This is a genomic window from Bradyrhizobium jicamae, from assembly GCF_001440395.1.
GTDB lineage: Bacteria > Pseudomonadota > Alphaproteobacteria > Rhizobiales > Xanthobacteraceae > Bradyrhizobium > Bradyrhizobium jicamae.
In genome coordinates, this window is the sequence record NZ_LLXZ01000194.1 from 1 (window position 1) to 12,349 (window position 12,349).

Below are 12,349 nucleotides of genomic sequence, written 5' to 3' on the forward strand. Positions count from 1 at the left end.
CGCACGGATCGCCGGCGCAGCGGGCCGCGCCATTGCCGGAGGTGCCGCAGGCCGGGCCATGGCTGGAGGAGGCGCCGCTGGGCGGGCCATCGCCGGTGGAGGTGCCGCAGGCCGAGCCATTGCCGGCGGTGCTGCTGGCGCAGCCATGCCACCTCGGCCATGGCCTCCTCTATCCTGGGCGAATGAACCGGTGCTCAGCGCGATCGCAGAGACACCGACGAGGAATATTGCAACGCGAACGCCGAGCGGAAGCATGATCGCAACTCCCTCGTGCTTCGTCGCCCGGAAATTTTAACGCGCCAGTGTAAAAATCGTTCGCTCAGGATTCATGGCTTGCGTTGCGGTCTTGTGACGCGGGACTGGTGCCCTTCGTCGGCAGTCCTAGCTGACCACGCAGGGTACGTTCAGAAATCCGCGGAATCGCACCCGGCCGCCGCGGACCGGTTCGCCGTCGAGCGCATAATCCGGAAAGCGCGCGAGGAAACGCGAGATCGCAATCGCGCCTTCCAGACGCGCCAGCGCCATCCCGGCGCATTGGTGCGCGCCGGTGCCGAAGGCGAGGTGCCGGTTCGGCGTGCGGCTGACATCAAGACGTTCCGGATCGGCGAACTGCGCGGGATCGCGGTTGGCCGCGCCGATGCACAGCGTCACCGGCGTGCCTGCCGGCATCGCGATGCCGCCGAGCTCGAACGGCTCGACGGTCATGCGGTTGCCGAGCTGGTTAGAGCTCTCGAACCGCAGCATTTCCTCGACCGCGGTCTTGATCAGCGTAGGGTCCTCGATCAGCCGCCGTTTCTCGCCGGCGTGATGCAGCAGCGCCACCAGCCCGTTGCCGATCAGGTTGGTGGTGGTCTCGTGGCCGGCATTGAGCAGGAAGATGCAATTGTGCAGCAGCTCCTTTTCGGTCAGCCGCTCGCCATTGTCTTCGCCCTGAATGAGCCGGGTCAGCACGTCGCGGTCGGGGTTGCCGGGCTTGGCCCGCCGCCGCGCCACCAGCACTTCCAGATAGGCGAGGAAATCCTTCACCGCCTTGTTGCCGCGCGCAAAGGCCTCCGGGCCAATCACCGGCTCCAGTGCGCCGAGGATGGCGAGCGACCAGTCGCGCAAAGGGCCGCGCTCTTCCTGCGGAACGTCGAGCAGATTGCCGATCACTTCGATCGGGATCGCGGTCGCAAAATCCTCGATCAGGTCGACCTTGCCCTTCGCTGCGATGGTGTCGAGCAGCCGGTCCACCAGCCTGATCAGATCGGGCTCCATGCCGGCAATCGCGCGCGGCGACAGCGCGCCCATGATGAGGCGGCGCACGCGGGTGTGGGCAGGGGGATCGTTGAAGACGAGGCTGGTAGTGTGATGCTCATAGAGCAGGGAGTCGCCGTACTTCGGCGAGAACTCCTTCTTCTTGTCCGACGAGAACGCCTTGGTGTTCTTGTAGGCTGCGACCAGATCGTCGTAGCGGGTCAGGAAATATGAGCCGTTCGGCATCCGCTTGATCGGCTCGTTCTCTCGCAGCGCGCGATAGGTAGGGTAGGGATCCGCATAGAAATCCGGCGTCAGCTTTTCGAGGTCGAAGGTCGCCGCCAGTTCGCGCGTATTCGGGTTCATGGCTCGCCGTGCTCGTTGGGAGTCGGGATAAGTCGGCAAATTAGTCGCATGTGCAACTATCTTAGTTGCCGTCCCGGAGGCGTCAAGCCGGAGCGCTGGTTCCAGCCTCACGCGTCAGCAGCGCGTTGAGGTTGCGGCCTATCCGGAATGAGCCGAAAGGATGCGTGCTGAACTTCTGAGGAAAACCGTGGTTAAACAAGGCGATGAGGCTGTGCCTTTGACGCCACCTCGGAATAGAATCCGCTTGGTGCGCTGCAATAGATCCTTGACTTCATCAAGGTGAGTGATTACTCACGCCCTCATGTCCAGCCTGCGTATGACCAGTGACTTGCGGCGCCAATTGATCCTGAGCGCCGCCAAGCGATGCTTTGCCCGTAACGGCTTTGCCGGCACCACGACCAAGAGCGTGGCGGCCGCCGCGGCTATTTCGGAAGGGCTGTTGTTCAAGCACTTCCCGTCCAAGGCTGCGCTCTATGCCGAAATTCTCGCCGAGGAGTGCGAGGCTGATCCTGACTTCGCGCACCTGCTCGGTCAGGAGCCGTCAACTGCCACACTGGTTGAATTGGTCAAGGGCATGGTTGGCCATTTCATCGAAGTATCCAATGGTTCGGATCAGGAAGAAGCGCAGCGGCTGCGGCTGATGACGACCAGCCATCTCGACGATGGCGAGTTCGCGCGCCTGCTCTACGACAAGATCAGCGGGCTGATCGGGCCGGTGTTCACCGCATCGATCGAAAGCGCGATCGCGTCTGGCGACGCTGCGCGGATCGGCAGCGATCCGCTCAACCTGTTCTGGTTCGCGCATCACACCGTGCTGATGGCAGCGCTGACGCGGCTTCCGGCCGTGCCCTGTCTCTCCTACGGCAACGCTCCCGATCTGGAGCGACAACTCTCTCAATTCATCCTGCGCGGCATCGGACTTACCGAGGCCGCAATTGCTTCTCATCTGGACGGCGGGCTGTCACCGAATTCGGGACAATCGGTAACTGCGGAAAGTGCATGACATGAATATCGCGACTGAACCCAAACTTTCGGGCAAGCCGTTCACCGACAAACCGCACAAGCGGCCGGTCCGGATGGTGCGCTGGTTCATCATCATCGGAACGCTGCTGGCTCTGCTGGCCGGCGGCCTGGTCTGGTTCAACTACTTCCGCGGCAAGATGATCGCGCAGTTCTTCGCCAGCATGAAGCCGCCCCCGACCAGCGTCAATATTGCCACGGCGAAGTCTGAGATCATTCCGAACCTCCTGACCGCGGTCGGCGATCTCGCCGCCGTGCATCAGGTCAACGTGACCTCCGACGTGAACGGCCGCATCACCGACATCCAGTTCAAGGCGGGCGCCAGCGTGAAGGCGGGTACGCCGCTGGTGCAGCTGTTCGACGGCCCCGAGCAGGGCGACCTCGCCAACTACAAGGCACAGCAGCGCGTGGCGCAGATATCGCTGGACCGCGCCAAGCAACTGGCCGAGCGCCAGGTCGGACCGCAGGCGACGGTGGACAACGCCCAGGCTGTGTTCGATCAGGCCAGCGCCGGTATTGCCAAGACGGAAGCCATCATCTCGCAAAAGCTGGTGCGCGCTCCTTTCGATGGTGAACTCGGCGTTCGCAGAGTCGAGGTCGGACAATATCTGACCGCCGGGACGCAGATCGTCTCGTTGACCGATCTGTCGGTGCTGTTTGCGAACTTCACCGTGACGGAAAAGGATTCCGGCCAGCTCAAGGTCGGCCAGATCGTCCGTATCGCGGTCGATGCCTATCCGGGCCGCCCGTTCGAAGGCAAGATCACCACCATCGAGCCGCAGATCGCGACCGAAACGCGCAACATTCGCGTGCAGGCGACGATCCAGAATCCGGACAAGATCCTCAAGCCCGGCATGTTCGCGACGACCACCGTGGTGTTGCCCGACAAGCCGCCGGTGGTCACCGTGCCCGAAACCGCGGTCGACTACACGCTCTATGGCGACTCGGTCTACCTCGTCAGCGAGAAGAAGGAAGAGGATGGCAAGACCAGCCTCACGGTGACGCGGACCTTCGTGCAGACCGGCAACCGCATCGAAGGACGCGCCGAAATCCTGAAAGGGCTGAAGGACGGCGACCGCGTCGTGGCGGTGGGCCAGCTCAAGCTGCAATCGGGATCGGCGGTGACGGTCTCGAGCGATCCGGTGCCGCCGATTCCGGCGAAGCCGCCGCGCTACTGACGCGCCTGGTAACCGACGATCGCGCGGCCCAGGGGGGGGCGCGCGGACAAAAGACGGGCAGCGGTGTTCTCGAATGAGGCCGCGCCCGAAATGCTGAACTCAGCGGGATGATCCACAGATGGCCTTCACCGATATTTTCATCAAGCGTCCGATCCTGTCGGTCGTTGTCAGCCTGCTGATCCTGCTGATCGGTCTGCGGGCCGCCAGCGTATTGCCGATCCGGCAGTATCCGAAGCTGTCGAATACCGTGGTCACCATCACCACCGTGTACCCGGGCGCATCGGCCAACCTGATCCAGGGCTTCATCACCACGCCGATCGAGCAGGCGGTCGCCTCGGCCGAGGGCGTCGACTACATCACGTCGTCGTCGGTGCAGGGCACCAGCACGATCCAGGTTTACGTCAAGCTGAATTTTGACCCGAACCAGGCGCTGACCGAAGTGCTCGCCAAGGTGAACTCGGTCAAATATCTGATCCCGAAGGAATCGAACGATCCCATCGTGGTCAAGACGACCGGTCAGACCACGGCCGTGATGTATCTCGGATTCTCCAGCGACGAGCTCTCGGGTTCGGCGATCTCGGACTACCTGACGCGCGTGGTGCAGCCGGTGCTGTCGACGGTCGACGGCGTGGCGTCGGCCGACATTCTCGGCGGGCAGACATTCGCGATGCGCCTATGGCTCGATCCGGTCAAGATGGCGGGCCGCGGCGTCTCGCCGAGCGATGTCTCGGCGGCGATCGCCGCCAACAACTTCCAGGCCGCGGCGGGGCAAGCCAAGGGCTACTTCATCGTCTCGAACGTTCAGACGAACACGGACCTGCGGAACCTCGAGCAGTTCAAGAAGATGATCGTCAAATCCAAGGACGGCGGCTTCGTGCGGATCGAGGATGTCGCAACCGTCGAGCTTGCCGCCCAGAGCTCGGATGCGAGCGTCGCCTTCAGCGGCGAGCGCGCGATCTTCATCGGCGTGCAGGCGACGCCGCAAGGCAACCCGCTGACGCTGGTCAAGGGCGTGCGCGCGCTGATGCCGGAGATCGAACGCAACCTGCCGCCTTCGATGAAGATGAAGGTGGCCTATGACTCCACCAAGTTCATTCAGTCGTCGATCGACGAGGTGCAGCACACGCTGATCGAGGCGGTGCTGATCGTCGTGGTCGTGATCTTCCTGTTCCTGGCCTCGTTCCGCTCCGTCATCATTCCGGTGGTCACGATTCCGCTGTCGTTGATCGGCGTCTGCAGCCTGATGCTGGCGCTGGGCTTCAGCTTCAATCTTCTGACGCTGCTGGCGATGGTGCTGGCGATCGGCCTGGTGGTCGACGACGCCATCGTGGTGGTCGAGAACATCCATCGACATCTGGAGGAGGGCAAGACGCCGGTGCAAGCGTCGCTGCAGGGCGCGCGCGAAATCGTCGGTCCCGTGATCTCGATGACGATCACGCTGGCGGCGGTGTATGCGCCGATCGGCTTTCTCGGCGGCCTCACCGGTTCGCTGTTCCGCGAATTTGCCTTCACGCTGGCGGGTTCGGTGATCGTGTCGGGTGTGATCGCGCTGACGCTGTCGCCGATGATGTGCTCGGTGCTTCTCAAGAGTGCGGATGAGGGACGGTTCGCCAGGCTCGTCAACCGGGTGTTCGGTGCGATGACGCGCTGGTACGGCCGTCAGCTCGACCGTTCCCTCGACTATCGTCCGATCACCGGGCTGTTCGCGCTGACGATCCTCGGTCTGGTCGGCTTCCTCTATATGAACACCTCCAAGGAGCTGGCGCCGGAAGAGGATCAGGGCATCGTGTTCTCGGTGACCAAGGCGCCGAAATACGCCAACATCGACTATGTCGACTTCTATGGCGACAAGCTCGACAAGGCGTTCCAGAAGTTTCCCGAGACCGACCTGACTTTCGTCCTCAATGGTATCAACGGGCCGCAGGGCGGCATTGCCGGCATGCTGCTCAAGCCGTGGGACGAGCGTAAGCGTTCCTCGATCCAGCTGAAGCCGCTGGTGCAGGCTGAAATCGGCAAGATCGAAGGCGTCCAGGCATTCGCGTTCAACCTGCCGCCGCTTCCGGGCGGGCCGGGCGGCCTGCCGATACAGATGGTGATCAATTCGACTGCCGGGTTCCAGGCTGTCTATGAGCAAATGGCGAAGCTGAAGGAGGCCGCGCGCAAGAGCGGCATGTTCATCGTCTCCGACAGCGACCTCGAGTTCAACCAGCCGGTGGTGCGCGTCTCCATCGACCGTTCCAAGGCGAGCGACCTCGGCATCAACATGGCGCAGGTCGGCAGCACGCTGCAGACGCTGCTGGGCGGCAACTACGTCAACCGCTTCAACCTCGAGGGACGGTCCTATCAGGTGATCCCGCAGGTGCCGCGCGGCATGCGGCTGTCGCCGGAATCGCTTGGCGGTTACTATGTCCCGACCAACACCGGGCAGTTGGTGCCGCTGTCGACCATCGTGTCGATCGAGACGGCGACCGATCCGAACTCGCTGACGCATTACAATCAGCTCAATTCCGCGACCTTCCAGGCGGTGCCGATGCCGGGCGTGACGGTCGGGCAGGCGGTGGACTTCCTGGAAGGCGAAGCCAAGAAGCTGCCCGCCGGCTTTAGTCACGACTATCTGGCCGACTCCCGCCAATATGTGCAGGAAGGCAACCAGCTTGCGATCACCTTCGGCTTCGCGCTGATCATCATCTTCCTGGTGCTGGCGGCGCAGTTCGAAAGTCTGCGGGATCCGCTGGTGATCATGATCAGCGTGCCCATGGCGATCGTCGGCGCGCTGATCCCGCTGTTCTTCGGCGTGGCGACCATCAACATCTACACCCAGGTGGGACTGTTGACGCTGGTCGGGCTGATTACCAAGCACGGCATCCTGATGGTGGAGTTCGCCAACGAACTGCAGCTCAAGGAAGGCCTCGACAAGCGTTCGGCGATCGAGATGGCGGCCCGCATCCGGCTGCGTCCCATCCTGATGACGACGGCGGCGATGGTCACCGGCCTGATCCCGCTGCTGACGGCAACCGGCGCCGGCGCCGCCAGCCGTTTCTCGATCGGCCTTGTCGTCGTATCCGGCATGTCGATCGGCACGCTGTTCACGCTGTTCGTGCTGCCGGCGGTCTATGTCTGGATGGCCACGGACCACCAGGCGAGTGCCGACTCGCAGCGGAACAAGGAGATCGCCGATTTCGACCTCGGCACGCAGGGGCTCAAGCCGACCTGAGCTTTTTCGCCGGGAACGATCGCGGGCGACGGCAGCGGAAATCGCTGCCGTCGCTTTTTTATGTCGGGGATGGAACTCCGGCGACGCCGTCGGCTCTCCATGCTAGGAAACTAGAAAAAAGGGAGCCAGCATGACCAGTGACTTTGCAGCCGGAAACTACCGCTTCATTCCAGCCGTGTTTCAATACTCCGGTGGGGTAGCCGCCAATCCCGGGTATGAAATCGAGCGGGTGCGCTTCGATAAATGGGTGCCGCTCGCCGAGGGATTTGCGCAGATCGCAAAATACATTCAGGCGGCGGGGCGGCCGCTGACCTCATTCTGCGCCTGCGAGCTCCGATCGCCGGCCGCCTTCACCGACGAGGGCTTTCGCAATTTCAACCTGCACTACGTCAAGACGCTGGCGGAGTGGGGCATATACGACGGCACGACCAACCCGGTGGCGCGCAGCAATGTCTGCCCGGAGATAGAGCCGCCCGCCGAGCCGTCGTTCCATGCCTTTTCATTCACGCGGCCGAGCCAGGGCACGACGCCGAGCTTCGTGATCGCAGGCAGTGGCGAATCGCAGGAGGGCAACGCCAGCTACGCCGAGCGTACGGTCCGTTACCGCGACATCAGCCCCGAGGGCATTGCCGAGAAGGTCCGCTACGTCGCCGGCGTGATGGAGCGGCGCATGGGCGAGTTCGGGGTCGGCTGGAAGGATGCGACTGCTGTGCAGACCTATACCATCCACGATTTCCATCACGTCTTCGCCGATGCACTGGTTCGCCGCGGCGCCGCGCGTTCGGGGTTGAGCTGGCATTTTGCCCGGCCGCCGGTGATCGATCTTGAGTATGAGATGGATTGCCGGAGGGTGATGAGGGAGATGGTGGTTTAGCCGAACAAGGGCGTCGGCTATTGCTAGCGCGTCAGCCGCCGTTCAGTCATGAACGAAAAGCCCCCGCTTTGTTGCATCAAAGGTCTTGCCCGCAATCGCTGCCGGGTCCTCGGCTGTGAAGATGATCTCGATACCTCGGACCGTGTCGATGACATCGGGAGGGACCTCGGTCTTCCGGAAAGCGCCAAGGTACCAGCCGGCACCGCTGTTGGACCATTCCCGGTCGCCGGGGCGCTTTGACTTTTGTTCCCGTGTCCAGCCTATGTGCGCGACCTGCTCGTTCCCCGGTATGCGACGTACTTCCCGCATGAACGACTGAACCAGCGCGAGCGCAGCATCGCTCAGCCTTACCGAGCCTTGGGGCGGGGCCCCTTTGCGGAAGGCTGCGTCGCTCTCGGCCGCGCGGGGCTGCTCCGGAACCGCTTCCAGCATCTTCGCAAACAGGTCAGGATAGGCGTCGAGCGCGACCTGGCTTGCGAATGAGAGTTCGGCGGCAGCATCGATGAATGGCTCCAGTGCTTTCGTGGCGGCGCTCTGATCGACGGACCGGTCAACCCTGTCCCCACCGAGTTTGGCGATGTCTTTCTGAAGGCGAGCTATCTCGTCGTTGAGTCGGATGGCGGGTATTCGTTCGATATCGCGTGGTGTCGCGTGGAATGTCTTCGCAATGGCCTGCCGCTGCGAGGCAAGCGCAATGTTCGGATGGGCGCGATAGATCGGGCCGATGATGCTGTCGTAGAGATCGGCACGAATAGAGTCGGATCGCGAGCCTTCATCGCCAGCACTGGCCAGGAGGCGGCAGGCGTTGTGAACATGCTTGATCACATAGACCGCACCGCGGCGGCTGATCTGAAGCGGCGCAACTGGCTTTGCGGAGATTTTCACCCGGCAAGGATCACTAGTCGTGATTAGCTTGCTGTTGGGAAGGTCCAGCTCCGCGGCGTGGGCAAGCACGGCCGATCCCCAGATCAGGATCGACGCTATGACGATGCGCATGAGATGCCCCACGGAAAGCTGCAACCGGCCATGCAGAAGGTCGCCGCTTTCCGTAAACAAATCATGCACTTCGAGGTTGCGATTTGACCGATGCGCCTACCTCTCCCTCGGATCCAGCGCGTCGCGCAGCCCGTCGCCGACCAGGTTGAACGACAGCACGACAAGGAAAATCGCCAGTCCCGGCCAGATCGCCATCCATGGCGCATTGGTGAGGAAGCGCTGCGCGGCGTTGAGCATGCTGCCCCAGGAGGGGGCGGGCGGCTGCTGGCCGAGGCCGAGGAAGGATAGCGCGGCCTCCGCGATGATGGCGGCGGCGATCGACAGCGTCGCCTGCACCAGCAGCGCCGGCATGATGTTCGGCAGGATGTGAAACAGAGCGATGCGCCAGCGCGGGTTGCCCATCGCGCGCGCGGCCTCGACATAATCCTCGACCTTGACGCTCATCACCTGGCCGCGGGTCAGCCGCACGAAGATCGGCGTCGCCGATATGCCGATCGCGATCATGGCGTTGCCGAGGCTGGGACCCAGGAACGCGGCCAGTGCAATCGCGAGGATCAGGAACGGGCAGGCCAGCATCGCATCCGTGATGCGGCTGATCAGGGCGTCGATGAAGCCGCCGCGATAGCCCGACAACAGGCCGAGCGGTACGCCGATCGACAACGCGATGCCGACCGAGATCGCGCCGGCCAGCAGCGACGCCCGCGCGCCGTAGATCACTCGCGCAAGAATGTCGCGGCCGAGCTCGTCGGTCCCGAACCAGTGCAGTGCGGAAGGCGGTTTGCGCACCAGCGACCAGCTCGTCGCGATCGGTTCGTAAGGCGAGATCAGCGGCGCAAACAGCGCGAGCAATACGAAAGCGCCGATCACGACGAGGCCCGCTACCGCGCCCTTGCGCTTGAACAGCCGGCGCAGCGCGCGTCGCGCCGGGCTCTCGAGTTCATCGGAAGCGGCAATTGGCAGTGCATTGAGCGTCGCGTCGGCCATGGCCTAGGCCCTCAGCCGCGGATTGACGAGCACATAGGCGATATCTGCAATGAGATTGAGCGTGATGTAAATCGTCGCCGTCGTCAGCACCACGCCTTGCACGACGGCATAATCGCGGTTGAACACGGCGTCGACGATCAGCTTGCCGAAGCCGGGAATCGAAAAAATCTGCTCGGTCAGCACTGCGCCTGACAGCAGCGTGCCGAGTTCGAGCGCGCCGAGCGTGATCACCGGCGTCAGCGCGTTGCGCATGGCGTGCTTGAGAATGACCGAGCGTTCCAGAAGGCCCTTGGCGCGGGCGGTGCGGACGTAGTCGCTTTCGAGCACCTGCAGCATGGCGCTGCGGGTATGGCGCATCAGGATCGCGGCGATCGCGTTGCCCAGCACGAATGCCGGCATGATGGTGGAGGCGATGCTGGCGCGCCAGTTCTCGGTCAGCGGCACATAGCCCGACGCCGGCAGCCAGCCGAGCTGGATCGAGAACAGAAAGATCAACATGATGCCGAGCCAGAAATTCGGCGTCGAGATCCCCCACAGCGCGAAGAAGTTGGCGCCATAGTCCCAGGCCGTGCCTTTCTTCACCGCCGAGACGATGCCGGCGGGAATGCCGATCAGGAAGGCAATGACGATCGCCATCGACGCCAGCTGCATCGTCACCGGTAGTTTTTGCGCGATCAGTTCGCGCACCGGCACCTTGTTGCGCAGCGACTCGCCGAAATCGCCTGACAGCACGCCCTTGACCCAGTAGACATATTGTACCGGCACCGGCTGATCGAGCCGATACTGCGCGCGGATCTGCGCGATGACATCGGGGTCGCGTTCCTCGCCCGCCATGACCAGCGCCGGATCGCCCGGCAGCAATTGCTGCAGCGAGAAGATCAGGACCGATACGAAGAACAGCGTCGGGATGAGCTGGACGAGACGCCGCGCGAGGAAGTTCAGCATGGCGCTACCCGTGTCGTCCTTCGCTCACTTCAACTTCAACCCGACCACGCGCACCAGCCCGTCCGGCATCTGCTTGTAGCCTTCGAGCTTGGTCGTATGCGCGATCAGGATGCGGCGGTGATAGATGTAGAGCAGCGGCTTCTCGTCGAGCACGATCTTGGCCAGCTTCTCATAGATCGCCTTGCGCTGCGCTTGATCGGTGACCAGGCGGCCTTCATCGAGCGCCTTGTCGGCGTCCTTGTTGGACCAGGCACTGTAGTTCTGCGGCGCGTCGGTCTTCTGGAAGATGTAGGAATTGCCGTCCGGATCGATCCGGCCGCTCCAGGCCAGCAGATAGGCCTGGTATTCGCCGGCCTCGGCCTGCTTCAGCGACGTCGCGAACTCGGTGACCCGGAGCTTCATGTCGAAGCCGGTCTCCGCCGCCATCGACTGGATCACCTGCGCGGCCGCTTCGGTTTCGGCGCCCTTCGACACCATGAAGTCGACGCTGACCGGCGTCGTGACGCCAGCCTCCTTCAACAGCGCCTTGGCCTTGGCGACGTCGCGCTTCGGCACCGGAAAGGCCTTTTGATAATAGGGATGATCCGGATTGACCCACTGGTTGCCGGGCTTGAACTCACCGTTGGACACCACCTCGCTGATCGCATCGCGGTCGAGCGAGAGGTCGAGCGCCTGGCGCACCTTGGCGGACTGGCTGAGCGGTCCCTTGGCCTTGTCCTTGCCGACGTTCAGCGTCACGCCCTGATAGCCGAGCTCGATGGCGCTCGACAGTTTGAGTTTTGCGTCACCCTTGACTTCCTTGATGTCGGTCGCAAGCAGACGCTCGATCAAATCGAGGCCGCCGGATTTCAGATTGGCAAGACGAACCGTCGCGTCCACCAACGGCAGATAGACGATGCGGTCGATATGGATGTTATCCTTGTTCCAGTAATCGGCGAACTTCTCGAACACCATGCGGTCCTGCTGCACGCGTTCGACGAATTTGTAGGGACCGGCGCAAACCGGGCGCAGGCCGAACTTGTCGCCGGCCTCTTTCGCTGCCTTGGGAGAAACCATCATCCCGGCACGATCGGTGAGCTGCGCGACCAGCGGCGAGTAGGGCGCCTTCAATGCCAGCTTGATGGTGAGGGGATCGACCACGTCGATGCGTTCGACCGCTGCCAGCTCCGGCTTCCGGAACGAGCCCGGGAATGTCAAATGGCGCTCCAGCGAAAACTTGGCGGCTTCCGCGTTGAATTCCTCGCCATCGTGAAACTTGACGCCGGGCCGCAGTTTGATGGTGACTTCCTTGCCGTCGGCCGAGGTCTCATGGCTCAACGCAAGCTGCGGCACGATGTTGAGCTTGTCATCAATGTCGAACAGCTTGTCGCAGAACGAGGCGAATACGATCCGGCCCACATAAGTGCGGGCCATGGTCGGGTCGAGAATATCAGGGTCCTCGGCAAGCCCGATCCGCAGCGTCGTCTGGGCCTGAACATTTGCCGGAAGCGACAGCAGCAGCGCCGCCGCGGTAACTGCGTAACGAATGATTTTCAT

The 12,349-nt window shown here is 62.9% G+C and carries 9 protein-coding genes; 4 read left to right on the plus strand and 5 right to left on the minus strand.

All coding sequences use genetic code 11. From position 1 onward, the window contains the following. Positions 1-381: 381 nt before the first annotated feature. A complete protein-coding gene (locus CQ12_RS33175) occupies positions 382-1,602 on the minus strand; it encodes a cytochrome P450 (protein WP_057839492.1) in 1,221 nt (406 codons plus the stop codon). Between the two features lie 301 nt (positions 1,603-1,903). On the opposite strand from CQ12_RS33175, the gene CQ12_RS33180 reads away from it, so the two are divergent. The 4 genes from CQ12_RS33180 to cnbZ all read left to right on the plus strand — a co-directional run bounded on the left by CQ12_RS33180 (position 1,904) and on the right by cnbZ (position 7,888). Then, positions 1,904-2,605, plus strand: coding sequence for a TetR/AcrR family transcriptional regulator (locus CQ12_RS33180; protein WP_057839493.1), 702 nt, complete (start codon positions 1,904-1,906; stop codon positions 2,603-2,605). Position 2,606: 1 nt separating this feature from the next. Further along, positions 2,607-3,800 (plus strand): efflux RND transporter periplasmic adaptor subunit, encoded by a 1,194-nt coding sequence (locus CQ12_RS33185; protein WP_057839494.1) that lies wholly within the window; start codon positions 2,607-2,609, stop codon positions 3,798-3,800. Positions 3,801-3,918: 118 nt separating this feature from the next. Then, on the plus strand, positions 3,919-7,014 hold the full coding sequence (locus tag CQ12_RS33190) for a MexW/MexI family multidrug efflux RND transporter permease subunit (protein WP_057839495.1): 3,096 nt from the start codon (positions 3,919-3,921) through the stop codon (positions 7,012-7,014). A 130-nt stretch (positions 7,015-7,144) separates the two neighbouring features. Next, on the plus strand, positions 7,145-7,888 hold the full coding sequence (gene cnbZ / locus CQ12_RS33195; RefSeq protein ID WP_057839496.1) for a 2-amino-5-chloromuconate deaminase CnbZ: 744 nt from the start codon (positions 7,145-7,147) through the stop codon (positions 7,886-7,888). A gap of 42 nt (positions 7,889-7,930) precedes the next feature. Here cnbZ and CQ12_RS33200 read toward each other — a convergent pair whose 3' ends face one another. From CQ12_RS33200 to CQ12_RS33215, 4 genes are read right to left on the minus strand one after another with little or no spacing between them, the layout of a single operon-like run. Next, entirely contained in the window at positions 7,931-8,953 is a 1,023-nt protein-coding gene (locus CQ12_RS33200) for a hypothetical protein (RefSeq protein WP_057839497.1), read from the minus strand. 27 nt (positions 8,954-8,980) lie between these two features. Next, the gene (locus tag CQ12_RS33205; protein WP_057839498.1) at positions 8,981-9,868 is read right to left on the minus strand and encodes an ABC transporter permease; all 888 of its coding nucleotides are present in this window, start codon (positions 9,866-9,868) and stop codon (positions 8,981-8,983) included. Positions 9,869-9,871: 3 nt separating this feature from the next. Beyond that, positions 9,872-10,813, minus strand: coding sequence for an ABC transporter permease (locus CQ12_RS33210; protein WP_057839499.1), 942 nt, complete (start codon positions 10,811-10,813; stop codon positions 9,872-9,874). Positions 10,814-10,837: 24 nt separating this feature from the next. Further along, positions 10,838-12,349: an ABC transporter substrate-binding protein gene (locus CQ12_RS33215; RefSeq protein ID WP_057839500.1), complete on the minus strand. Its 1,512-nt coding sequence runs from the start codon at positions 12,347-12,349 to the stop codon at positions 10,838-10,840.